Raw genomic sequence first — 23513 nt, 5'->3', positions numbered from 1 at the left:
AGCCCCGTGACCGTTCCCGGTGTTCCCGCCCTCCCCACTCAGCCGCATCCGGGCCTGCGCCCGGACCCGGACTGGTTCCGCACCGAGGTGTTCTACGAGGCGCTGCTGCGCTCCTTCGCGGACTCCGACGCCGACGGCGTAGGCGACTTCCGCGGCTTGGCCTCCCGGCTGGACTATCTGGCCTGGCTGGGCGTGGACGCGATCTGGATCCCGCCCTTCTATCCCTCGCCCATGCGCGACGGAGGCTACGACATCGCGGACTACACCGGTGTCGACCCCCGCTACGGAACCATGGACGACTTCCGCGCCCTGGTGGCAGCCGCGCATGAGCGGGGCATCCGCGTGGTGATCGACATGGTGCTCAACCACACCTCCGACGCCCACCCCTGGTTCCAGGCCTCCCGCCGCGACCCGGACGGCCCCTACGGGGACTTCTACGTGTGGGCGGACGACGACTCCGCCTACGCCGACGCCCGCATCATCTTCGTGGACACCGAGCAGTCCAACTGGAGCTACGACGAGGTGCGCGGCCAGTACTTCTGGCACCGCTTCTTCTCCCACCAGCCGGACCTGAACTACGACAACCCCGCCGTAGTCGCCGCGGTGCACGACGTGGTGCGGTTCTGGGCCCGCACCGGGGTGGACGGGTTCCGCCTGGACGCGATCCCCTACCTGGTGGAGGAGGAGGGCACCAACTGCGAGAACCTGCCCGGTACCCACCGCCTGATCGCCGGCCTGCGCCGGATGCTCGACCAGGAGTTCCCCGGCACCATCACCATCGCGGAGGCCAACCAGTGGCCGGCGGACGTGGTGGCCTACTTCGGCAGCCAGGATGCTCCCGAATGCACCATGTGCTTCCACTTCCCCGTCATGCCGCGCATCTTCTCCTCGCTGCGGCAGGGCACGGCCACAGCGATTCGTGAGGTGCTGGAGGCGACCCCACCTATCCCGGCCCACGGCCAGTGGGGGACCTTCCTGCGCAACCACGACGAGCTGACCCTGGAGATGGTCACCGACGCCGAGCGCGAGCGCATGTACCACTGGTACGCGCCGCAGGATCGCATGCGCGCCAACGTGGGCATCCGTCGGCGCCTGGCACCCTTGCTGGGAGACTCGCGCGCCGAGCTAGAGCTGGCCCACGTGCTGCTGCTGTCCCTGCCCGGCTCGCCCTGTCTGTACTACGGCGACGAGATCGGCATGGGCGAGAACATCTGGCTGCCCGATCGCGACGCCGTACGCACCCCCATGCAGTGGGACCGCTCGGCGAACATGGGCTTCTCCGCCTGCACCGACCCCGCCGCGCTCACCCTGCCGCTGATAGACGCCGCCGGCTACGCCGACCGCTGCGTGGCCGACGCACTGGCCGACCCCGACTCGCTGCTGCACTTCCTGCGCCACGTGCTGCGGGTACGGCGCGAGCACCCCGTCCTGGGGCGCGGGGACTTCCGCCTGCGCCCGGCATCCGACGCCGCCCTGCTGGCGCACACCCGCGCCGACTCCCCCGTGGCAGGCGGCGCCGGAGGCGCGGACGGAGAGGTGCTGCTGTGCCTGGCCAACCTGGCCGACCGCCCCTGCGAGGCCAGGGTGGAGCTGCCCGAGCTGGCCGGGCGGGCCACTCGCACCGTGCTTGCCGCCGCGCCCTCGGCCCCGCCGCCCGCCGTGGATGCCCGGGGAGAGCTGGCGGTTGCGCTGCCGCCGCACGGCTACTGGTGGCTGGCCGTCACGCCCAACCGTGAGGAGGACCGATGAGCGAGTCGACCGCTACGACGCCGAGGGCCCCGGTCTGGCCCGATGAAGCCGCCCTGCTGGCGGCGCTGGCGGACTGGATGGGGCAGCGCCGCTGGTACCCGCTCAAGGGCGAGCCCGCCCGCGGGCCGCTGCGGCTGGTGGGGTGCTGGGAGCTGGCCGACGGCGTGCGCGACCTGTTGGTCGCCGTCCCCCGCGGCGAGGGGGCGCCGGTGCTGGTGCATGTGCCGCTGGTGCTCGAGCCCGGTGCCGCGCTGGCCGGCTTCGCCGTCGCCGGCGAGGCCGAGGGCAATGAGGGCTTCGCCATGCCCGGGCCCGACGGCGATCCGGTGGCGCTGGTCGACGGCGCCCACCACCCGCGCTTCTGGCGTGCCTGGGCCACCTCCGCCCTCGCGGCGGGCACCGCTTTGGGCGATGCCGGGGCCCGGGCGATCGCCCAGCGCGCCGACCGGCTGCGGGTGACCACCGGCGAGCAGTCCAACACCAGCGTGGTCATACCCGCCCCCGGTGACGCGCCGGCGGCAGGGGAGGCGGATGCGGCCATCGGGGACCTGATCGTCAAGCTGTTCCGCGTGCTCGCGCCGGGCCGCAACCCGGACGTGGAGGTGTCGGTGGCGCTGGCCCGCGACGGTTGGGACCGGGTACGCACCCCGGTGGCGTGGACCACGCTGACCTGGACCGATCCCGCCACCGGCGCCGAGCAGACGGCGGATGCGGCCGTGGCCTGCACTTTCGTCCCCCGCGCCGACGACGGCTTCGAGCTGTTCTGCGCGCTGGCCGGCGCTGACGACTCGGACGGACCGCAGCGGGAACGTTCCCTCTCCCTGGCCCGGGACCTGGGCGTAACCACCGCCCAGATGCACGCCCACCTGGCCGCCTGCCTGGGCACCAGCACACCGCCCTCCCCGGGCGAGCTCGCGCAGGCGCTGCGTGAGCGGGCCCACTGGGCGCTGGATGAGGTACCCGAGCTGGAGACGCGGCTGCCGCAGTTGCGCGATCGCGTAGAGGCGGTGCTGGCCGAGCTTGCAGCCCTGGACCGCCTGGAGCCGGCCACCCGCGTGCACGGCGACTACCACCTGGGACAGGTGCTGCACGCCATCGATCAGGACCGCTGGTACGTGCTGGACTTCGAGGGCGAGCCCCTGCGGCCTCTGGCCGAGCGCAGCCGCCCGGACCAGCCCCTGCGGGACGTGGCGGGCATGCTGCGCTCCTTCGACTACGCGGCCGAGGTCGGCCGGGCCGCCCACCCAGAGTGGCTGCCGGCGGTACGCGGCGCCTTCCTGGATGGGTACTGGTCCGCCGCCCCGGCGTCCGCCCCCGCCGCAGGGGTGCGGCCCGGCAGCCGGGAGAGAACGCTGCTGGGCGCGCTCGAGCTCGACAAGGCCCTGTACGAGGCGGTCTATGAGGCCCGCAACCGTCCCGACTGGATCTCGATCCCGCTGCACGGTATCGAGGTGATCCTGACGCCCTGACCCCAAGGCGTCTGACGCTGCCGCCAGCGGTCGCGTGAGACGCATCGTCCACGCCGGGTTGCACCGGTATAAAGTCCCCCCGCAGCCGGTCACCGCATGGGAGAGTGAGAACATGACCGACGTCACCAGCCCCGAGCCCGCCCCCGAATCCAACGACGCCCCGCCGCCGGAGGTCGCCGGACCCGCACCGGTCCCGGTAGACCCCTGGGTCCTTGCGGATGTCGCCTACGCCCGCTACCACAACCCACACGAGGTGCTCGGCGCCCACGTGGGCGAGGACGGCGTGACGATCCGTACCGTGCGCCACCTCGCCGACGCCGTCGTCGTCGTGACGCCCGAGGGCTCCTTCCCCGCCCGCCATGAGCAGGATGGCGTATGGGTCGCCGTCGTGCCCGGCGACGCCATCCCGGACTACCGCATCAAGGTGACCTACGGGGAGGAGACCATCACCGTCGACGATCCCTACCGGTTCCTGCCGACCCTGGGAGAGATGGACACCTACCTCATCTCAGAGGGCCGTCATGAGGAGCTGTGGGAGGTGCTGGGCGCGCATGTCAAGCGCTACTCCGGCACCATGGGTGACGTCGAGGGCGTCGCCTTCGCGGTGTGGGCCCCCAACGCGCGGGCCGTGCGCGTGGTCGGCGACTTCAACTACTGGGACGGCACCGCCTCCGCCATGCGCTCCCTGGGCGCCTCCGGCGTGTGGGAGCTGTTCATCCCCGGCGTGGGCGTGGGCGCGCGCTACAAGTTCGAGCTGTGCTTCCAGGACGGCTCCTGGCACCAGAAGGCCGACCCGATGGCGCGTGCCACCGAGGTGCCGCCCGCCACCGCCTCCGTGGTCACCGACCGCTTCCACGAGTGGAACGACGAGGAGTGGATGTCCCGCCGCGCCGTCACCGACCCGCACTCCGGGCCGATGAGCGTCTACGAGGTGCACATCGGCTCCTGGCGGCAGGGCCTGGGCTACCGGGGCCTGGCCGACGAGCTGGTCCCCTATGTAAAGGATGCCGGCTTCACTCACGTGGAGTTCATGCCCGTGGCCGAGCACCCCTTCGGCGGCTCCTGGGGCTACCAGGTCTCCGGCTACTACGCCCCCACCGCGCGCTTCGGCACTCCGGACGACTTCCGCTACCTGGTGGACCAGCTGCACCAGGCCGGCATCGGCGTCATCCTGGACTGGGTGCCGGCCCACTTCCCCAAGGACGAGTGGGCGCTGGCCCGCTTCGACGGCACGCCCCTGTACGAGGACCCGGACCCGCAGCGCGGCGAGCACCCCGACTGGGGCACCTACGTGTTCAACTTCGGCCGCAACGAGGTACGCAACTTCCTGGTGGCCAACGCCCTGTACTGGCTGGGCGAGTTCCACGTCGACGGGCTGCGCGTGGACGCCGTCGCCTCCATGCTCTACCTGGACTACTCCCGCGAGGAGGGCCAGTGGCACCCCAACCAGTTCGGGGGCCGGGAGAACCTGGAGGCGATCAGCTTCCTGCAGGAGGCCACCGCCACCGCCTACCGGAAGAACCCCGGCACGGTCATGATCGCCGAGGAGTCCACCGCCTGGCCGGGCGTGACCGCCCCCACCGAGTACGGCGGGCTGGGCTTCGGCCTGAAGTGGAACATGGGGTGGATGAACGACACCCTGCGCTACCTGGCCGAGGAGCCCATCAACCGCCGCTACCACCACGGGGAGCTGACCTTCTCACTGGTGTACGCCTTCTCCGAGCAGTTCATCCTGCCGCTGAGCCACGACGAGGTCGTGCACGGCAAGGGCTCGCTGCTGTCCAAGATGCCGGGAGATGCCTGGCAGGAGCTGGCGGGCCTGCGCGCGCTGTACGCCTACCAGTGGTCGCACCCCGGCAAGCAGCTGCTGTTCATGGGGCAGGAGTTCGGGCAGGGCGCCGAGTGGAACTCGGACAACTCCCTGGACTGGTGGATCCTGGACGACCCGGGGCACACCGGCCTGCTGCGGCTGGTCAGCGACCTGAACGCCTTCTACAAGGACTCCCCCGCCCTGTGGTCGGATGACTTCTCCCACCGCGGCTTCGAGTGGATCGAGGCGGGCGACGGCGACCACAACGTACTGTCCTACCTGCGCAAGGGCACCGGGCCGGACGGCCGCTCGGACCTGGTGGCGGTGGTCGTCAACTTCGCCGGCACCCCGCACGAGGGCTACCGGGTGGGGCTGCCCTTCGCGGGCGGCTGGGACGAGGTCATCAACACCGACGCCCCCGAGTACGGCGGCTCCGGCGTGGGCAACCTCGGCCACGTGGAGGCCGAGGAACTGCCCTGGAACGGCCGGCCCGCCTCCGTGCGGCTGCGGGTCCCCCCGATGGGCGCGATCTTCCTGCGCCCGTCGCGGGACTGAGCCGCCGAGGCGATAGCCGCTCGGCTGTCCCCCTCCGGCGCGCCGGGGCCGTCGCCACGTGCGGCGGCCCCGGCGCGTTTTTCTCCGGTCCGGCGCGTCTCACACCGCCGTCAGGTGCGGACTTTCGGCCCTGTTTCCGCAGTTCAGTGGGTTCCGCGCTCCAGACGCGGCCGCAACCACACCGCTGTGAGCAACAAAGCGGTCCAGTAACATTGCAGAGACGGGTATGGTCCCGGTGCGTGCATGCGTGCGGTCCCCGCCCTAGGTAGCGAACCAACCCCATGTACACTTTTTCAGCCGTTGCAGGTTCTCTTGCAGCGGTGGTCTCCGTAGTCTGACAAGGGAAGAAGAATGACGCAGAACCTGGCCCAGACCGTGCCATCCCAGGTCCGGTCCGCCTCGGGCCGTCCCGCCGGCGCCTCCACGCAGATGGAGGTGTGGCAGGGACTGTCCGCCGCCGTCGTCGACGCCATCGCGGACGACTGGTACGCCACCGAGCAGAAGTACCGCGCCGGCAGGATGGAGCACTACTTCTCCGCCGAGTTCCTCGAGGGACGCGCCCTACTGAACAACCTGACCAACCTCGGGCTGGTCGAGGAGGCCGCCCAGGCCGTCAACGCCTTCGGGCAGAACCTCACCGACATCCTCGAGCAGGAGCCCGACGCCGCCCTGGGCAACGGCGGACTCGGCCGTCTGGCCGCCTGCTTCCTCGACTCCTGCGCCACCCTGGACCTGCCCGTGGCCGGCTACGGCATTCTGTACCGCTACGGGCTGTTCAAGCAGCTGTTCGAGGACGGCTTCCAGACCGAGCACCCGGACCCGTGGATGGAGGAGGGCTACCCCTTCGTGGTGCGCCGCGAGGAGGCGCAGCGCATCGTCCGCTACAACGACCTGACCGTGCGCGCCGTCCCCTACGACATGCCGATCACCGGCTACGGCACCAAGAACGTGGTCACGCTGAGGCTGTGGCGGGCCGAGCCCATGGAGGAGTTCGACTACGACGCCTTCAACTCCCAGCGCTTCACCGACGCCATCGTCGAGCGCGAGCGCACCGCTGACATCTCCCGCGTGCTCTACCCCAACGACACCACCTACGAGGGCAAGGTCCTGCGGGTGCGCCAGCAGTACTTCTTCTGCTCCGCCTCGCTGCAGGAGATCGTCGACAACTACGTCACCCACCACGGTGAGGACCTGAGCCGCTTCGCCGAGTTCAACTCCGTCCAGCTCAACGACACCCACCCGGTGCTGGCCATCCCCGAACTGATGCGCCTGCTCATGGACGAGCACCACCTGGGCTGGGACCAGGCCTGGGAGGTCGTCACCAAGACCTTCGCCTACACCAACCACACGGTGCTGGCCGAGGCCCTGGAGACCTGGGAGATGTCCATCTTCGAGCGGCTGTTCCCGCGCATCACCGAGATCGTCCGCGAGATCGACCGCCGCTTCCGCCAGGACATGGCCGAGCGCGGCCTGGACCAGGCGCGGATCGACTACATGGCGCCCCTGGCCGGCGACAAGGTCCGCATGGCCTGGATCGCCTGCTACGCCTCCTACTCCATCAACGGCGTGGCCGCCCTGCACACCGACATCATCAAGCGGGACACGCTCAAGGAGTGGCACGACATCTGGCCCGAGCGCTTCAACAACAAGACCAACGGCGTGACCCCGCGCCGCTGGCTGCGCCAGTGCAACCCGCGCCTGTCCGCGCTGCTGGACGAGGTCGCCGGCTCCGACGCCTGGGTCAAGGACCTGTCCCTACTCGCCGCCCACACCGAAGCCGCCGATGACGCGCTGCTGGACCGCCTGGCCGAGATCAAGCACGCCAACAAGGTGGACTTCGCCGCCTGGGTGGCCGAGCGCGAGGGCGTCGAGATCGACCCCGACGCGATCTTCGACGTGCAGATCAAGCGCCTGCACGAGTACAAGCGCCAGCTGCTCAACGCGATCTACATCCTGGACCTGTACTTCCGTATGAAGGAGAATCCGTCGCTGCAGGTGCCGCCGCGCGTATTCATCTTCGGCGCGAAGGCCGCCCCCGGCTACATCCGGGCCAAGGGCATCATCAAGCTCATCAACGCCATCGCGGACCTGGTTAACAACGACCCGGTGGTCTCTAAGACCCTGAAGGTCGTGTTCATCCACAACTACAACGTCTCCCCCGCCGAGCACATCATCCCGGCCGCCGACGTCTCCGAGCAGATCTCCATGGCCGGTAAGGAGGCCTCCGGCACCTCCAACATGAAGTTCATGATGAACGGCGCGCTGACCCTGGGCACCCTCGACGGCGCCAACGTAGAGATCCTGGACGCCGTCGGCGACGACAACGCCTACATCTTCGGCGCCACCGAGGACGAGCTGCCCGCCCTGCGCGAGTCCTACAACCCGCGCACCACCTACGAGACCGTCCCCGGGCTCAAGCGGGTGCTGGACGCCTTCACCGACGGCACCCTGGACGACAACGGCTCGGGCTGGTTCGCGGACCTGCGCCGCAGCCTGCTGGAGGGCGGCGAGCACGCCGACGTCTACTACGTGCTCGGCGACTTCGCCGCCTACCGGGAGGCCAAGGACGCCATGGCCGCCGACTACGCCGACCAGCGCGCCTGGCAGCGCAAGGCGTGGGTGAACATCACCCGCTCCGGCCGCTTCTCCTCCGACCGCACCATCAGCGACTACGCCAAGGTGTGGGGCATCGAGCCCCAGCCGGTCGCCTGACGGCCCGCGCACCGCAGCACACGACGACGGCGCCCGTCCCCGGCACAGGGGGCGGGCGCCGACGCTCTGCCATCGTGAGCGGTGTCAGCCAGCACACAACCGCCTCCGCCCGTGGCAATGCCTCCCGCGCTCAGCACCAGCGCAGGCACAGCTCCAGTTCAGTACCGCTCAGTACAGGATGGTGGCCAGCTGGCGGCGGGCGCGGGAGACCTCGGGGGCGGTGGCGCCGATGACCTCGAACAGCTCCAGCAGGCGCACCCGTGCCTGCTCGCGCTCGTCTCCGGAGTGGGAGCGCACGGCCTCCAGGGCGCGGCCCAGGCAGGCGTTGACGTCCCCCAGGGCAAGCGCTGCGTCCGCGCCGGCGAGCTGGGCGTCCAGATCCGCGCCGGGAGCGTCGGCCGCGGCCAGCAGGGCGGCCGGGTCCTGACCGTCCAGGCGGGCGAGCATGCGCACCTGGCCTCGAGCTGCCTTCAGCTCGTCGTCGGCGGGAGAGTTGGCGATCGCGTGGTCGTAGACCGCCTCGGCGGCGGCCCAGTCCCCGCGCTCGATGGCCTCGCGGGCCTCCCGCTCCACCTCAGTCTCCTCCGGCTCGGCGGGCTCGTCGGCCTGCGCCGCTGCGTCGACATCGATGCGACCGTTCACGCCGTTGCGTGCGGCCACCTCCAACAGCTGATCCAGCAGCGGACGCAGCTGCTCCTCGGGGGCGCTGCCCTGGAACATGGGCACCGGCTGCCCCGCCAGCAGCGCGATGACGGTGGGCACGGCCGTGGCCTGCAGCGCCTGCGCCACCTCGGGAGCGGCGTCCACATCAACCCTGGCCAGCTGAAAGCGACCCCCGTACTCCGCGGCCAGGCGCTCGAGCAGCACTGCCAGGTCGGTGGACGCCTGGGAGCGGGGGGTGTGCAGCAGCACCACCACCGGCACGCGGGCGGAGCCCTCGACGACGTCGCGCAGATTCGACGCGTCCACATCAACCACCAGCCTGCCCGCACCGCCGGGGGCCGACGCCGCATTGGTCGGCCCGGCGGCGGGTGAGGCCCCCTGCTTGGGGGCGAGGGAGGACAGGTCGACGGCACCGAACATGCTCATGGTGTGCCTTTCCCGGGTGTAGCCCGCAGTCCGTCTTTGCAGCTTGTTCTATTACGCCAGGGAGCGTAGTCCCACCGCGAGTACCGATTGCTACGCGTTCGCCCCGGGCTTCAGTCCGCGTCGTCCTCGGCGGGCGCCTGGGAGTCGTCGCGGGACACGGAGGCGAGCACCAGGTCCATGCCCAGGGCAGAGGCGTTGGCCTCGGCGTCGGCAGCTGGGATGAGGAAGGCGATCATGACGTCGTAATTCGCAGTGGCAGTGCCCGCCACCTCCCGGTCCTCCCCCATCAGGGCGCCCACGTTGCCGTCCAGCGACAGGGTCGAGCCTGCGACCGTCTTCTTGTACTCGGTCGCGAAGCTCAGCGTGGTCATGGTGATGACGCCGCCGTCGGCCGTGCGCAGGCTCTTGAAGCCGTCCGCGCCGGCCTTGGCGCTCACGCTAACCTCGCCCATCTCGGACAGGTCTGCGCCGCGCTCGGCGGCGATGCGCTGGCGCAGGATGTCGTCGGCGAAGAGCTTGCCATTATCGCCGTCGGGATTATTCAGGGCGTCCACGTAGGCGTCGAGCACCTCTTGCGGACTGGCCTTCAGGTCGGTGGCGTCGTCGGCCGCGATCTGCTCGGTGCCGATGGCAGGCGCGTAGGTGGAGGGGATCTCAACGCCGGCGAACAGCTGAGTCCAGCCCCACAGTTGGTAGTTCTCGCGGGCGGAGTCCTGGGTGAGCGCGAGCAGATACCCCTGCTCGTCCTCGGCGAAGTCGGTGATGGTCAGCACCGTGCGCGGGAAATCGGCAGCCAGTGCCACCGTCCCAGCCTGGCTGTCGGTGGTGAAGGTGTGTACCACGGAATCGTCCGAGGCAGCCGACGCCAGCGTGTACTCCTCGCCGCGAATGCGGGCCGCCGGGCCGGTGAGGTAGCCCGTGAGCGCGTCCGCGTTCTTATCCGCGTCCGCCGCATCCAGGCCGGTCTGAATGCGCTTCAAAATGGTGGTCAGACGCTCAGAATCCAGCACCGGCTGCGGGGTGGGGGCGACCGTCCCGGTCTGATTCTTGGGCAGGTCCTGAGAGCAGGCGGCAAGCGCAGCGGCAAGCGCGGTCGCGGTTGCTCCGGTGAAGAAGGCGCGGCGGCTGGTGATCATGCGTGGTGCTCCTCGTCGGACTCATCATTGCTGGACTTGTCGGCGCTCTCATCGGCGCTGGGAACGGCTGAAGCATCAACACCGGCAGCCTCCGTCTCCTCAACGATGGCAAGCGGAGTGTCGTCCTCCAGTTCACGGTCGGCCCGGTGGGCGGCTGTCGTCTCGGCATCGAGGCCGGGCACGACGGCGCTGCCGCGGGCGGCCCCGGAGACCTCAAGGGCGTCGGTCTCGGCTGGCAGTTCCTCGGTCTCGGACGCCGGCGCCTGGGGGACGGCGGGGGCCTGGACACCACCGAGATAGACGGCACCGGTACGCGGGTCGACCCACTCCTCGCCGGCCTGCTCGGCGCGTTCCTTGTCCCGCTGCTCACGGCGAGTGAGCGGGCGGTTCGGATCACCGATCTGGGGAATGCCCACGGTGGCGACCGAGTCCGCCTGCGCCATGCGGGCCGCGCGCTCAGCGGCGCGTGCCCGCCGCTGCTCGTCGGCCCGGCGCATCTGAATGTCGATCAGGAACAGGAAGATGCCCACCAGTAGCAGTAGGCCTCCCAGGACCAGGCCGGGGATGAGCCAGGGGGTGGATACGTGCCGCGGCCAGGACAGGGACAGCTGGGGCGCGTTCGAGGCGCCGTCGGTGGCCACGAGAACGACCAGGTCGGAGCCGGCCGTGTCAAGTTCAAGGGTGGCCGAGCCGGTCCCGGTCTCGGTGGTGATCCACAGGTCGGAGTCGGCGGGATTGGCGTCGCTGTTCTCCAGGGCGACGCAGCCGTCCCCACTCGCCTCCGCCGTAGCCTCGGCTGAGGCCGCAGCGGTGGTCTCGGTGTCGGAGGCCACAGCGGTGGCGGTGGCGTCGTCCGTCGCCTCCTCGGGGCAGGAAGTGGTCACCGCGACGGAGGTGAGAGTGTTCCAATCGTCCAGGCCGGTCACGGAGATGTAGGGGTCCGAGTCGAGCCAGGCGTCGACGTCCTGCGCATGGCCGACGGCGATGAGCACCTGCTGGTCGGCCTCCGCCGCGGTGGCTGTCACCTTGACGTCGGACTCGACGAGGCTTAGCACGCCTGGTTCGGTGACGACGTAGTGCTGCTCGGGGTTCTGGGCGAGGCTCGCCTGCGCGGTTGAGCTGGGACGCCACACCGTGGCGGAACAGACTGCCAGGACAATGGCGACCAGGCCGAGAACGGCAATGATCACGCTCAGGATCCGTCGATTCACGACGCGGTTCTCCTCGGATTCGTGGACATGGACCCGCCGATACGGCAGGCGGGCGTGCGTGAGTCGCATCGGCGTCGTGATGACAACGCCAGACGCGGCCGGACGCCAGAATCCCATGAGTGCCGCCGACTTGCACCGATCACGGCGAAGATCACAGGTTGCTGCGCCATAAGCTGAAGCCTAGGTCAAAGTCCCTCGCCGCGCTGATCGTAGCGCCGAGACGCGCCGATTCTTCCCGCCCTTCCGAGTCAGAACGAGACGGATCCACCACGCTCTGGGCGGATTCATAGGGATTACCTCAGAGCCCTGAGAATTTGCCGATTCCGGGCGGATTGAGCAGGGACTACGCTGGGACGGTGGGGCCGTCCCGACCCGGCCCAGGAGGAGAATTGACGTGGCCGAGGACACCGAAGAGTTTGCGGTAACCATGCGCGGATACGATCGCGCGCAGGTTGACCACCGACTGGAAGCGCTCAATCGCCAGTTGCGAGACGCGCGCCGCGAGGTCGCCAGTCTCGACCAGCGGGCCATGACTCTGGCCGGCGAGCTCGCGGAGGCCCAGCGCCGCCTGCGTGAAACCGACAAGCCGACCTATGCGGGCCTGGGGTCACGCATCGAGCAGCTGCTGCGCAGCGCCGAGGAGCAGAGTGCCTCCGTCCTTTCCAAGGCCAATGCCGAGGCCAATGCGCTGCTTACCCGCACCCGCGCGAACGCCGCAAACCTGTCTGAGCGCAGTTCCTCCGAGGCGGCCACGCTGCTGTCGGACGCACGCCGCGAGGCCGCCGAGCTGCGCGCACGCAGCGAGAGCGAGGCGGAGACCACCCTGGCCAACGCCCAGGCACGAGCGGATGAACTCGTCGGGTCGGCCGAGCGACGGGCCGCCCAGATCGCCGCCGACGCCGAATCCGCCGCCACCGAACTGCGCGCCTCGGCGGAGCGGGAGGCGCAGGTTGTGCGTGCCGAGGCGCAGAAGTCCGCCGCTGAGCTGGCGGTCTCCTCCGAGCGCGAGGCCACTGCGCGGCGTGAGGCCGCCACCCAGGAGGCGGAGGAGCTGCGTCGTAACACCGCCGAGCAGGCCGAGGCCGCCCTCACCTCCGCCCGGGAGGAGGCCAAGCTCGCCGTCGAAAAGGCCCGTGCCGAGGCGGAGGAGCTGCTCAGCACGGCACGCCGTGAATCCGAGGAACTACGTAGGTCGGCTCAGGCCGATGCAGAGGCCGCGCACGCGCAGGCCGCCGAGCTGCGCCAGCAGGCGACTCTCGACATCGCCGCCGCCCACGAGGCCGCGGCCCAGGAAGACGCCGCCGCCCACGAGTCGACGCGCGCCCGCATCGCCGAGATGCATGAGCAGGCGCAGGCACAGGCGGCGGACGCCGAGGCCCGCTTGCAGGAGGCACTCGAGCGCGCGGAAGCGGTGCGCACCCAGACCGATCAGGCCGCCCAGGCTCGCCGTGAGGAGTCCGCCCGCCAGGCGGAGGAGATCCTGCGGCAGGCCCGCGAGGAGGCCAAGCAGCTGATTGAGGATGCCCGTGCCGACGCCGACGCCGAGAAGTCCGCAGCCGCCCGCGACGTTGAGGAACTGGAGCGTCAGCGCGACTCCGTGGCCAGCTACCTGGAGGAGATGCGGGGAGTGCTTGGCAACGCCTTGCCCCCGGCCCCGGTGTTCTCGGACGTGATCACCGAGGCGCTGAGCGATGACGAGGACGGCGCTGCAGACGAGGAGAGTGAGCCGCGGGCCGAGGTCTCGCCGGAGGACGAAGCATCTGGGAAGGCGGATGCGGAGGACGACGACGCCTGAGATGGCGACGCGCTCGTTGGCCTGTGAGTAATGCGCGGGCTCCTCACGCGGACGGCGTCTTTGCCGGCTGTGAATGCGGCGCTCGGTCAGGGCCAGGCGCGACGCACCAGGTCGAGGGTCTCCTCCAGCGGGATACCCAGGGAGTGCATGGTGGTGACGAAGCGCATCACCTCGCGCTCGCGTGCCGCCCCGGACTGGTCGCGGACGAAGGTGCCGCGGCGACCGCGGCCCTCGATGTAGCCCTGCATCTCTAGTTCTCGGTACGCCTTCGCCACCGTGTTGACGGCAATGTTCAGTTGTGTGGCGAGCGTGCGCGTGGGAGGCAGGCGCGTTCCTGCGGGCAGTCGGCCGGCGGCGATGTCACCGCTCACCGCCGCGCATATCTGCGCGAAAACAGGCTCTGTGGAAGTCGGGTCCAGGTGGATGTCGAGCCGCGCGGTGCGTTTGGCGGGGGGCGGCACGGCCGGTTCCGGAGGGCTTTGCGGAGGCGGGATGGGCGTGTGCATGCCTCTAGTGTGCGGCAACCGGGCGGCAGACACCACAGGGGCGCCGGCACCTCATAGGCTACGTGCATGTCTACCGCGGACCCCGACTCCTCCCCCGCCCTGCCCGTATCCGCCGACGCCGACGGCCCGCGCGCCTCGGGCCCCGAGGGCGCGGCCCCGGGGCCGCAGGACTCGGACTGGGCGCAACGCCGTCGCGATGCCGCGGCGGAGCGGGCACGCATGCTGCGGGCCCGGCAGCAGGCGGAGCACCAACGGGCCGCCCGGATCGTCTCCCTGTTCATCGCCGTGGCCGGTGCCGAGGGCCTGAAGGCGACACCCCTGCGGGTCAAGGGCTATGGCGGCGGATCGGCGCGCACCCCGCTGACCGGCTGGTACCTGCGCCACGACCAGTCGGTGGCCATCGACACCGCGGGCCGCTTCTACATCCTCACCCGGCCGCTCGGCCTACGCGATCGCCTGTTCGGGGTGACGCCCACGGACGAGCCCGTGCCCATGACTATCGGTGAGGGCGGCCGAGACGGCGACATCGTGCCGCTGCGCACCGCCCTGGATCGGCTGCTGCCCGGCTGGGAGGCCCGGTCCCCCGAGCCCCTGGCCTGACCACTCACCACAGGTGCCGCTCCCAGCAGGAGGTGTGCCAGTGACGGCGCTCCTCCAGACCACGCTCCGGACCGAACAGGGACTCGTTGCTCCAGGCCACGATGTGCGGCGTACCGGCGGGAATCTTCTGGTTGCAGCCGGGACAGATGTAGGTCTTGTCCCCGCCGCGTACGCGCCGCACCGTGAACTCCGCTCCCCCGGGGCCGGTCTGGGTGCGCGGCAACGAGGCCAGGCGGCCCATATCGAGTGGCCTGTGCCCCGCCCCATAGGGACGCTTGGAGCTGCGGGATCCTCGAGGTGCCATGGGCAGACTGTAGCGCGGCCGTCACGGCTACCGATCTCGGCACGAAACTTCTACCGATCTCGGTGGGGCGGGGGTGGGGCGCGGACGTTCAGCCCTTCACGGAGCCGGCCATGAGACCACCGACGAAGTACTTGCCGAGGAAGATGTACACCAGCAGCGTCGGCACGGAGGCGATGAGGGCACCGGACATCGAGGCCCCGTAGTCGGCCATGATCGAGCCGTGCGCCAGGTTGTTCAGCGCCAGTGTCACCGGGCCGGACTGCGCCCCGCCGCCGAAGAACAGGGCGAACAGGAAGTCGTTCCAGGCGGCGGTGAACTGCCAGATTATGACGACGACGAAACTGGGGACCGAGATGGGCAGCACCACGGAGAAGTAGGTGCGCAGCATCCCGGCACCGTCCACCTCCGCGGCCTCGATGAGCTCATCGGGAATCGTCTCGTAGTAGTTGCGGAAGATCAGCGTGCAGATCGGGATGCCGTAGACCACGTGCATGAGGATCAGGGTCGAGATGCCGAAGCCCAGGCCGGCCCTGGTGACCATGCGCATCAACGGGATCATGACCGCCTGGTAGGGGATGAACATGCCGAACAGGACGAGTGTGAAGACCAGGTTCGCTCCCGGGAAGCGCCACTTGGACAGCACGAACCCGTTGGCGGAGCCCAGCATCGCGGAGATGAGCGAGGAGGGGATCACCAGCATCAGGGAGCGGACCAGGCCGCCCTTGAGCTCATTCCACGCGTTGATCCAGTTGGTGGGGTCCCAGCTGTCCGGCAGGTACCAGGTGGTGGCCGGCGAGGCCTCGGCACCGTTCTTGAAGGACGTGACGAACAGGACGTACACGGGAATCAGCACGAACACGAGGGACAGCAGCAGCAGGATGTAGCGCACCACCCTGCCCCAGGCGATGCCCGTGGTCCGAGCTACGGTGCGCTTGGCGGTCAGGGCGGAGGTGTCGGCGGCCATGTCAGGACCTGCCCTTCGCGTCGTGGATGAGGTACGGGATGACCGCGATGGCGACGATGACCAGGAGGATGGTGCCCACTGCCGCCGCGTTGGAGTAGTCGTTGTCCGTCATGAAGTTGAACATGTCGATGGCGGGCACCTTCGTGGAGTAGGTGCGCTGGTCCGTGATGGACATGATCAGGTCGAAGGACTTCAAGGACATGTGGCCGATGATGATGACCGCGCTCAGGGCGATCGGCGTCAGCTGGGGGAAGATGATCGACTTGTACAGCTGCCACTCATTGGCGCCGTCGACGCGCGCGGCCTCGCGCAGGTCTTCGTTGATCCCTCGGAAGCCCGCGAGGAACAGGGCCATCACGTAGCCGGCCAGCTGCCAGACCGCCGGGATGGCGATGGCGAGGATGCCGAAGGTCGTGTTCTGGGTCCAGCTGTTCTCCAGAAACCTCAGGCCCAGCATCTCGAACAGGCGGTTGAGGCCGGAGGCCCGTGCCCCCTGGGCCGAGTTCAGCAGCCACCGCCACACCACGCCGGAGGCCACGAAGGACACGGCCATGGGGAACAGGAACACGGAGCGGAACAGGCCCTCGCCCTTGATCGGCTTGTCCAGCAGCCAAGCCCACAGGAAGCCGATGACGAGGGTCCCGGCCAGGAAGGCAATCGTGAAGAGGATCAGGTTGAGGAAGGAGTGCTGGAAGTTCGGGTTCTTGAAGAGGTTGACGAAGTTGGCCAGACCGACGGCGTGCGAGGACTTCCTGCCCGAGACCTGCGCCGCGGTGTGAGTGTCCAGCAGGGAGGTGTTGATGTTTACGCCGATCATGCCGTAGACGAAAACTCCCACGAGGATGAGGGACGGCGAGATCAGCAGCAGTCCCGGCCCCCACTTCCGCCAGTTCTTCCTGCGTCGAGGGCGCGGCGTCGTCTTGGTGCTCACGATGCTCCTTCTGGTGCTTTGGCTGGGAGCGCGCGGGGCGGGTGACGCCATCGACGTCGTCGGCAGACGCGCGGACGCAGCGCTGAGGCAGTTCGATTGCTGCGGCTACCCGGGGCGCGACGGGATTCGGTATCCCGCCCGCCCCGGGGTGCGCATCACGCCACCGAGGCGTAGGCCGCGGCGAGTTCGGACTGGAGGGTGGCCACGTCCGAGGCCCCCTGCGAGAACTTGGTCAGGGCGTCATTCATCGCGTCGGAGGCCTTGGTAGGCAGGGCGGCGCCGTGGGCGATGGAGGAGACGATCGTGTCCTGGCCGAATGACTCCATGGCCGACTGCTGGTACTCGGAGAACTGGGCCTTCTCCTCGTCAGTCAGGTCGGAGCGGGAGGGAATCGATCCCTTGACCTTGTTGAAGGCGATCTGCCCCTCCTTGGTGGAGATGCACTGGAGCCAGTTCTTGCCGCCGCCGGGGTGCGGACCGCCGTCGGTGAGGGCGAAGGCGTCGGCGAGGAAGTCGAAGACCCCGTCGGTCCCGGGCACCGGGAAGTAGGTGTAGTCGGTGCCCGCGGTCAGACCCGCCGCGTCGAATCCGGCGACTGCCCAGTCGCCCATGACGTTGTAGGCGGCCTGGTTCTCGAAGATCGGCCGCATCGCCGGCTCCCAGTCCTCGGTGTACAGGGACTTGTCGGTGAAGCCGATGATGGTCTCATAGTGCTTGAGCGCGGCCGCGACCTCGTCACCCGCCCAGTCGGTGCTCCCGTCGAACAGGCCTGAGTAGGCATCGGCGCCGAGGTCGGCGATGAGCACGGTCTCCAGCAGACCGAGCTGGGTCCAGGCCATGCCCATGGTGATGGGCGTGTAGCCGGCGGCCTTGATCTTCTCCATGTCGGCGATCCAGCCGTCGATGTCGGTGGCCGGGCTGTCCGGGTCCAGTCCCGCCGCCTTCAGCACCTCAATGGAGGCCCACACCACGTTGTTGCGGTGCACGTTGGAGGGGATGGAGTAGATGGCCCCCTCGGAGTCCTTCAGCCGGTCGATGAGGGTCTCCGGGAAGGCGTCATTGAGGCCGAACTCGTCGTACAGGGAGGAGATGTCCAGCAGGTATCCGGCCTCGATATCGGCCTGGATCTCGGCACCGGCGTGCGCCTGGTACGTGTCGGGCGGGTTGCCGGCGGCCAGGTCCGCGGCGAGCTTCTGCTTCGCCTGGGAGCCGCCGCCACCGGAGACGGCCTTGTTCTCGAACTTGGTTTGCGGGAACTGCTTCTCGAATACCTCCACGAGGGCGGCCAGGCCCTCTTTCTCGGATCCGGCGGACCACCAGGTGACCACGTCGACCTGGCTGTCATCACCCTCGCCGACGGCGACGGCGCTGCCGCCCGAGGTGGCGCCCGAGTCCTCGGTGCCGGTGGTGCCGCAGGCGGCGAGCGTGGCCAGGACGGCGGTGGTGGACAGGCCGACCAGGACCTGCCGGCGGGATAGGATGGGATTACGCATGGTGTTCTCCTCGAAACGACGCTGTTTCTATCGGAAGATCGGGGGCGGCGTCGATGCCCTGCTGACATCATCGTCAGCCCCGACCAGTGTGCGCGAAGCCATAAAAGTGTATGTCAATCCCCTGGCAGAAGCAGTCAATAGTAGCTTGCATCCCGGTAAAGAGCGACCCCGACGCCGTGAGGGCGCCGGGGTCGCTCGGTTAGTGAAGGCCGGACTCAGATCAGCCCCATGGCGGCGACGGCATTCTTCTCCTCGGCGAGCTCCGCCGCGGAGGCGTCGATCTTGGCGCGGGAGAAGTCGTCGATCTCCAGGCCCTGGACGATCTTCCACTCCCCGTTCTCGGCGGTGCAGGGGAAGGAGGAGATGACGCCCTCGGGCACGCCGTAGGAGCCGTCGGACATGACCGCGGCCGAGGTCCAGGCCGAGGTGGTGCCCAGGCACCAGTCGCGGACGTGATCGATGGCCGCAGAGGCTGCGGAGGCGGCGGAGGATGCGCCGCGGGCCTCGATGATGGCGGCACCGCGCTTGGCAACGGTGGGGATGAAGTCGTCCTCCACCCACGCGCGGTCGGCCAGGATGTCGGTGATCGGCTCGCCCTTGATGGTGGCGTGGGTCAGGTCAGGGTACTGGGTGGTGGAGTGGTTGCCCCAGATGGTGACCTTGTCGATCTCGGAGACGTGGCAGCCGGCCTTGGCGGCGAGCTGAGCCAGGGCCCGGTTGTGGTCCAGTCGGGTCATCGCGGTGAAGCGGGAGGCGGGGATGTCACCAGCGTGGGATGCAGCGATGAGCGCATTGGTGTTGGCGGGGTTGCCGACCACGAGCACCTTGATGTCGTCGGCGGCGCCGGCACCGAGGGCCTCACCCTGGGGGCCGAAGATGCCACCGTTGGCGGACAGCAGGTCGGAGCGCTCCATGCCGGCCTTACGGGGCATCGAGCCGACCAGGAAGGCGATGTTGGCACCCTCGAAGGCCTGCTTGGGGTCGTCGAAGATGTCGACGGAACCGAGCGTGGAGAAGGCCGAGTCGAACAGCTCCATGGCCGTGCCCTCAGCAGCCTTGACGGCCTGCGGGATCTCGAGCAGACGCAGGTTGACGCGCTGTTCGGGGCCGAGCAGAGCACCGGAGGCGATGCGGAACAGCAGCGCGTAACCGATGTTGCCGGCGGCGCCGGTAACGGTGATGTTGACGGGGGCGTTGGCCATGAAGGACTCCTTCGAGACGGTCAGTTGGGGCCGCTGGGGGCCGGTGCCGCCAAGCCTATGCTGTAACGCGCACCAACGGCTGGGACGATAGCCGGAGCGGCCGCCACCAGCCGGGGAGATCTGGGCTACATCGCGGGGCGAGTGCGGCGGGCTCAGGCGTCAGCGGCTGACGGCGTTGGGGCCGGCCGCGGCGGCGGAGGCCTGAAGCGCCTCGGCACTGACGACGCCGTCGACGCTGACCCGGTCCAGGTACTTCATGCCGTCGAAGGCGAGCTCACGGGTGTTCTCCGGGTCGCCTTCCGAGCCGATGCGGCCGTGGGCGAGCCGGTCCACGACGATCGCAATGGCGCCGTCGCCGGTGACGTTGGTGGCGGTGCCGAAGGCGTCCAGCGCGATATAGGTGGCGATCATGAGGGCCACCTGGGCGTCGTTGAAGCCAAGCATGCTGGACAGCAGGCCGGTGGCGGCCATGATGGCGCCGCCGGGCACGCCCGGGGCGGCAACCATGGTGATGCCGAGCATGAAGATGAAGCCGACCCACTGGGCGCCGGAGACCGTGATGCCCTGGGTGAGGGCGATGGCGAAGGCGAAAGCGAAGATCTTCGAGGTCGAGCCGGCCAGGTGGATGGTTGCGCACAGCGGCACGGTGAAGGAGGCGACGGCGTCGGCCACGCCGTTCTTGCGGGTCTGCCGCAGCGTCACCGGGATGGTGGCCGCCGAGGAGGAGGTGCCCAGGGCGGTCAGGTACGCGGGCAGCATGGTCACCAGCGCCTTGAAGGGGTTCCTCCGGCCGACGGCCCCGGCGACGAGGTACTGGACACCGAGGATGAGGACCTCCAGCAGCAGCACGACCACCACCACGCGCAGCAGGGTGCGCATGATCGCCCAGGCCTCACCGGTGTAGGTGAGGTTCAGGAAGATGCCGAAGATGTGCAGGGGCAGCAGCGGGATGATGATTCGCTCGATCAGGGCGGTGATGATGGCGCGGAACTCGATGAAGCCCTTGCGCATCACCCCGCGCGGCACCATGGACAGGCCGATGCCGACCACGAAGCTGAGCAGCAGCGCCGTCATCACGCTGACGGCGGCCGGCATCTCCACGCTGAAGTAGGTTTCCAGTGCGCTGCCGGGCTCCTCCACGTCGCTGAGCGTGGTCCCGCCCAGAACGCGCGGGAGGGTGGCCGCGCACACCAGGTAGGTGACGAAGCCGGCAAACAGGGTGGAGCTGTAGGCGATCGCGGCGGTGATGGCGAGCCAGCGGCCGGCGCCGCGCCCCAGGTCGGCGATCGCCGGCGTGACCAGACCGATGATGATCAGCGGAATCGAGAAGGACAGGAACTGGCTGAACAGGTCGGAGAAGGTGGCGAAGATCCGGCCGATCGGCACCGGCACCAGGTGGCTGCCGCCGATCTGGATGGAGCCGAGCACCAGGGCGAGGATGATGGCGGCGAGCACCCACACCAGGATGCCGCCTCGGGCCAGGAACCTGCGTACGGGTCCCGGGGACGCCTGCCCGGCGAAACGTTCGGGATGCGGGGATGGGTTGCTCATGTACTGCCTTCCGGCTGGATGCGGGCGGTCCGGGGACCGTTTATCGGGCGGCAGGATGCCACACTCGCCGCCGACTGCGCGCCGCGGGACCACACAGTGGCCCTGCGCCGCGGAGTGGGTGGCACCCAGCCCGTGACACTGCCCGGGGCGTCAGCGCACGCGCGGGAGGTTCGCGTAGTAGGACAGGGCGAACAGGCCGACGGCGAGCAGCAGCCCGAAGAGGACGTCGAACAGGCGCCCGCGCGCTGCGATCCAGGTGCCGTCGGGACGCTGCATGCGGATGACCGCCAGGACCAGCACCTCCAGGCCGAGCCAGAAGACAGCAGTGCGGCGGTACCCCAGCAGGGAGAGCGCCGGCACGGCCGCCAGCCAGGCCGCGACGGCGACTACAGCGAGAGTGCGGTAGGGCTGCTGTCGCCTGGGGCATCCGTCTACGGCGCCGCCCGCACCCTGGCCACCGGGCGCGTCTGCCTGCTCACCGGCCGACGACGTCCCGTCGGCCGCCCCGTTCTGGTCGGTCACGGCCGCTACCTTAGCCCCTCCCCTGGCCGCCTGCCTCACAGGCGGCCAGGGCGGTGCGGGAGCTCCATCCGGCACTAGTGCGCGAAGTGGCGGGTGCCGGTCAGGTACATGGTGATCCCGGCGTCCCGCGCGGCGGCTATGACTTCCTCATCGCGGATGGAGCCTCCCGGCTGGACTACGGCGCGCACGCCGGCGTCGATGAGTACCTGAAGCCCGTCGGCGAAGGGGAAGAAGGCGTCGGAGGCGGCCACGGAACCGCGGGCGCGCTCGGGGGCGGATGCCGCGGCGCTCGCGGTGCCGTCGGCGTCGGCGGCGGCGTCCCCGGTGGCGCGCGTGCCCAGGGTGTTGGCGCGTTCGACCGCCAGCTTGCAGGAGTCCACTCGGTTGACCTGTCCCATGCCGACGCCGACGGTGGCGCCGTCCCGGGCCAGCAGGATGGCGTTGGAGCGCACGGCGCGGACGGTGCGCCAGGCGAAGGCGAGGTCGGCAAGGGTTTCGGGGTCGGCGGCCTCGCCGGCCACCAGTTCCCAGCCGGCGGGTGCGTCGCCGGGGGCGTCGATGGCGTCGCGCTCCTGGATCACGGCGCCGCCGGAGATCTGCTTGACCTCCAAGCCGCCGCGCTCGGGCGGGGCTACCACAAGGATGCGCAGGTTCTTCTTGGTGGTCAGGATCTCCAGGGCCTCGTCATCATAAGCCGGGGCGGCGATGACCTCGGTGAAGATCGGCTTGATCTGGCGGGCCATGGCGGCGGTGACGGGGGCGTTGGTGGCGATGACGCCGCCGTATGCGGACACGGGATCGCAGGCGTGGGCCTTGCGGTGGGCCTCGGCCACGTCGCCCGCGGCGGAGACGGCCACGCCGCAGGGGTTGGCGTGCTTGATGATCGCCACGCAGGTTTCCGTACCGTGGTCGTGGGCCGCGCGGACGGCGGCGTCGGTGTCGGTGTAGTTGTTGTAGCTCATGGCCTTGCCGGACAGCTGCCGGGCCCCGGCCACGCCCTGCCCCGGCACGGCGCCGACGGTGGTGTAGACGGCCGCCCGCTGGTGGGGGTTCTCCCCGTAGCGCAACTGGCTCAGGCGCGTGTAGGCATCCCCGACGTAGGCGGGCATGGCAGGAGCGGCCGCGTCGGCCTCGGCGCCGGCATCGGCCTCGGGCTGCCGGGCGAACCAGGTGGCTACGGCGGCGTCGTAGGCGGCGGTGTGGGCGTAGGCGGCCGCCGCCAGGGCGCGGCGCTGGGCGCCGCTGAAGCCGCCGGCCGCCACCGCCTCGGCCACCTCCCCGTAGCGGGACGGGTCGACCACCACGGCCACCGACGGGTGATTCTTCGCGGCGGCGCGCACCATGGCCGGGCCGCCGATGTCGATCTGCTCCACGCAGGCGTCGAAGCCCGCCCCGGAGGCGACCGTCTGGGTGAAGGGGTACAGGTTGACGATCACCAGGTCGATGGGGGCCACGCCGAGCGCATCCAGCTGGGTCAGGTGCTCGGCCTTGCGCCGGTCGGCGAGGATGCCGGCGTGGATGCGCGGGTGCAGGGTCTTGACACGCCCGTCCAGACACTCGGGGAAGCCGGTGACGTCCTCGACGGCGGTCACCGGCAGGCCGGCGTCGGCGATGACGGCGGCGGTGGAGCCGGTGGAGATGATCTCGACGCCGTGGGCGGCCAGAGCGGCGGCCAGCTCGGGCAGTCCGGTCTTGTCGTAGACGGAGACCAGGGCCCGCCGGATCGGGATCCGGCCGGCGTCCGGCTGCGCGGCGGGGCTGGTGGACGAGGACGGGGTCTGGGCGGTCACGAATGCTCCTTGTGCCGGTGTCTGCGGGACGCCCAGGCGGGCGACGCCCCGTGGAGGGGTACCGGTGTCCGGTCGGCCGCTCCCCGGTGGTGCACCACCCTCGCCAGTCGCGGCCGGGTTCAGC

18 protein-coding genes and 1 riboswitch are annotated in these 23513 nt (G+C 69.8%); of the genes, 6 read left to right on the top strand and 12 right to left on the bottom strand.

What is annotated here, in order from left to right:
* Positions 1–6: 6 nt before the first annotated feature.
* The 4 genes from treS (at position 7) to BLR49_RS10925 (ending at position 8295) form a co-directional block, all read left to right on the top strand.
* Positions 7–1749 (top strand): maltose alpha-D-glucosyltransferase, encoded by a 1743-nt coding sequence (gene treS / locus BLR49_RS10940; protein WP_092537544.1) that lies wholly within the window; start codon positions 7–9, stop codon positions 1747–1749.
* Entirely contained in the window at positions 1746–3218 is a 1473-nt protein-coding gene (locus BLR49_RS10935; protein WP_092537542.1) for a maltokinase N-terminal cap-like domain-containing protein, read from the top strand. Before treS ends, BLR49_RS10935 begins: the two co-directional genes overlap by 4 nt.
* Positions 3219–3330: 112 nt before the next feature.
* Positions 3331–5583 (top strand): 1,4-alpha-glucan branching protein GlgB, encoded by a 2253-nt coding sequence (gene glgB / locus BLR49_RS10930; RefSeq protein ID WP_092537540.1) that lies wholly within the window; start codon positions 3331–3333, stop codon positions 5581–5583.
* Positions 5584–5934: 351 nt separating this feature from the next.
* Positions 5935–8295 carry a glycogen/starch/alpha-glucan phosphorylase gene (locus BLR49_RS10925; RefSeq protein ID WP_092537538.1) on the top strand — a complete coding sequence of 787 codons (2361 nt, stop codon included), beginning with the start codon at positions 5935–5937 and terminating at the stop codon, positions 8293–8295.
* Positions 8296–8463: 168 nt separating this feature from the next.
* Here the strand turns inward: BLR49_RS10925 and BLR49_RS10920 are convergent, their stop codons facing one another.
* The 3 genes from BLR49_RS10920 to BLR49_RS10910 all read right to left on the bottom strand — a co-directional run bounded on the left by BLR49_RS10920 (position 8464) and on the right by BLR49_RS10910 (position 11731).
* Positions 8464–9384: a tetratricopeptide repeat protein gene (locus tag BLR49_RS10920; RefSeq protein ID WP_092537536.1), complete on the bottom strand. Its 921-nt coding sequence runs from the start codon at positions 9382–9384 to the stop codon at positions 8464–8466.
* A 110-nt stretch (positions 9385–9494) separates the two neighbouring features.
* Positions 9495–10520, bottom strand: a complete 1026-nt coding sequence (locus tag BLR49_RS10915) for a DUF8094 domain-containing protein (protein ID WP_092537534.1) — start codon at positions 10518–10520, stop codon at positions 9495–9497.
* On the bottom strand, positions 10517–11731 hold the full coding sequence (locus BLR49_RS10910) for a hypothetical protein (protein ID WP_143013754.1): 1215 nt from the start codon (positions 11729–11731) through the stop codon (positions 10517–10519). Before BLR49_RS10910 ends, BLR49_RS10915 begins: the two co-directional genes overlap by 4 nt.
* A 394-nt stretch (positions 11732–12125) precedes the next feature.
* On the opposite strand from BLR49_RS10910, the gene BLR49_RS10905 reads away from it, so the two are divergent.
* Positions 12126–13526: a coiled-coil domain-containing protein gene (locus tag BLR49_RS10905; protein WP_143013753.1), complete on the top strand. Its 1401-nt coding sequence runs from the start codon at positions 12126–12128 to the stop codon at positions 13524–13526.
* Between the two features lie 86 nt (positions 13527–13612).
* Here the strand turns inward: BLR49_RS10905 and BLR49_RS10900 are convergent, their stop codons facing one another.
* On the bottom strand, positions 13613–14032 hold the full coding sequence (locus BLR49_RS10900) for a GntR family transcriptional regulator (RefSeq protein WP_092537530.1): 420 nt from the start codon (positions 14030–14032) through the stop codon (positions 13613–13615).
* A gap of 66 nt (positions 14033–14098) precedes the next feature.
* Between BLR49_RS10900 and BLR49_RS10895 the strand changes: the two genes are divergently transcribed.
* Positions 14099–14632 carry a hypothetical protein gene (locus tag BLR49_RS10895; RefSeq protein WP_245690625.1) on the top strand — a complete coding sequence of 178 codons (534 nt, stop codon included), beginning with the start codon at positions 14099–14101 and terminating at the stop codon, positions 14630–14632.
* A gap of 4 nt (positions 14633–14636) precedes the next feature.
* On the opposite strand, the gene BLR49_RS10890 is transcribed toward BLR49_RS10895, so the two are convergent.
* The 8 genes from BLR49_RS10890 to purH form a co-directional block, all read right to left on the bottom strand.
* The gene (locus BLR49_RS10890; RefSeq protein WP_425425771.1) at positions 14637–14936 is read right to left on the bottom strand and encodes a hypothetical protein; all 300 of its coding nucleotides are present in this window, start codon (positions 14934–14936) and stop codon (positions 14637–14639) included.
* Between the two features lie 88 nt (positions 14937–15024).
* Positions 15025–15900 carry a carbohydrate ABC transporter permease gene (locus BLR49_RS10885; protein ID WP_092537526.1) on the bottom strand — a complete coding sequence of 292 codons (876 nt, stop codon included), beginning with the start codon at positions 15898–15900 and terminating at the stop codon, positions 15025–15027.
* 1 nt (position 15901) lies between these two features.
* Positions 15902–16831 (bottom strand): carbohydrate ABC transporter permease, encoded by a 930-nt coding sequence (locus BLR49_RS10880; protein WP_218121352.1) that lies wholly within the window; start codon positions 16829–16831, stop codon positions 15902–15904.
* A gap of 155 nt (positions 16832–16986) precedes the next feature.
* Positions 16987–18324 (bottom strand): ABC transporter substrate-binding protein, encoded by a 1338-nt coding sequence (locus BLR49_RS10875; protein WP_092537522.1) that lies wholly within the window; start codon positions 18322–18324, stop codon positions 16987–16989.
* Positions 18325–18539: 215 nt separating this feature from the next.
* Complete coding sequence (locus BLR49_RS10870) at positions 18540–19526, bottom strand: malate dehydrogenase (RefSeq protein ID WP_092537521.1); 987 nt, start codon at positions 19524–19526, stop codon at positions 18540–18542.
* A 159-nt stretch (positions 19527–19685) separates the two neighbouring features.
* Positions 19686–21077, bottom strand: coding sequence for a dicarboxylate/amino acid:cation symporter (locus BLR49_RS10865; RefSeq protein WP_092537519.1), 1392 nt, complete (start codon positions 21075–21077; stop codon positions 19686–19688).
* Between the two features lie 150 nt (positions 21078–21227).
* On the bottom strand, positions 21228–21599 hold the full coding sequence (locus BLR49_RS10860) for a hypothetical protein (protein WP_245690624.1): 372 nt from the start codon (positions 21597–21599) through the stop codon (positions 21228–21230).
* A gap of 74 nt (positions 21600–21673) precedes the next feature.
* Entirely contained in the window at positions 21674–23389 is a 1716-nt protein-coding gene (gene purH, locus BLR49_RS10855) for a bifunctional phosphoribosylaminoimidazolecarboxamide formyltransferase/IMP cyclohydrolase (RefSeq protein ID WP_092537517.1), read from the bottom strand.
* A 23-nt stretch (positions 23390–23412) separates the two neighbouring features.
* Positions 23413–23510: riboswitch (ZMP/ZTP riboswitch) on the bottom strand.
* Between the last annotated feature and the right edge of the window lie 3 nt (positions 23511–23513).

It is taken from the genome of Actinomyces ruminicola (assembly GCF_900103885.1).
Classification (GTDB): domain Bacteria; phylum Actinomycetota; class Actinomycetes; order Actinomycetales; family Actinomycetaceae; genus Actinomyces; species Actinomyces ruminicola.
This window is presented reverse-complemented; position numbering and strand designations above follow the sequence as displayed.

What these genes read in the sequence shown, in the direction of transcription:
- BLR49_RS10925 (WP_092537538.1), top strand. Translation starts at nt 5,935, where the DNA reads ATGACGCAGAACCTGGCCCAGACCGTGCCATCCCAGGTCCGGTCCGCC.
- BLR49_RS10900 (WP_092537530.1), bottom strand. Translation starts at nt 14,032, where the DNA reads ATGCACACGCCCATCCCGCCTCCGCAAAGCCCTCCGGAACCGGCCGTG.
- BLR49_RS10890 (WP_425425771.1), bottom strand. Translation starts at nt 14,936, where the DNA reads ATGGCACCTCGAGGATCCCGCAGCTCCAAGCGTCCCTATGGGGCGGGG.
- BLR49_RS10875 (WP_092537522.1), bottom strand. Translation starts at nt 18,324, where the DNA reads ATGCGTAATCCCATCCTATCCCGCCGGCAGGTCCTGGTCGGCCTGTCC.
- BLR49_RS10870 (WP_092537521.1), bottom strand. Translation starts at nt 19,526, where the DNA reads ATGGCCAACGCCCCCGTCAACATCACCGTTACCGGCGCCGCCGGCAAC.
- BLR49_RS10865 (WP_092537519.1), bottom strand. Translation starts at nt 21,077, where the DNA reads ATGAGCAACCCATCCCCGCATCCCGAACGTTTCGCCGGGCAGGCGTCC.
- BLR49_RS10935 (WP_092537542.1), top strand. Translation starts at nt 1,746, where the DNA reads ATGAGCGAGTCGACCGCTACGACGCCGAGGGCCCCGGTCTGGCCCGAT.
- glgB (WP_092537540.1), top strand. Translation starts at nt 3,331, where the DNA reads ATGACCGACGTCACCAGCCCCGAGCCCGCCCCCGAATCCAACGACGCC.
- BLR49_RS10915 (WP_092537534.1), bottom strand. Translation starts at nt 10,520, where the DNA reads ATGATCACCAGCCGCCGCGCCTTCTTCACCGGAGCAACCGCGACCGCG.
- BLR49_RS10920 (WP_092537536.1), bottom strand. Translation starts at nt 9,384, where the DNA reads ATGAGCATGTTCGGTGCCGTCGACCTGTCCTCCCTCGCCCCCAAGCAG.
- BLR49_RS10885 (WP_092537526.1), bottom strand. Translation starts at nt 15,900, where the DNA reads ATGGCCGCCGACACCTCCGCCCTGACCGCCAAGCGCACCGTAGCTCGG.
- BLR49_RS10895 (WP_245690625.1), top strand. Translation starts at nt 14,099, where the DNA reads ATGTCTACCGCGGACCCCGACTCCTCCCCCGCCCTGCCCGTATCCGCC.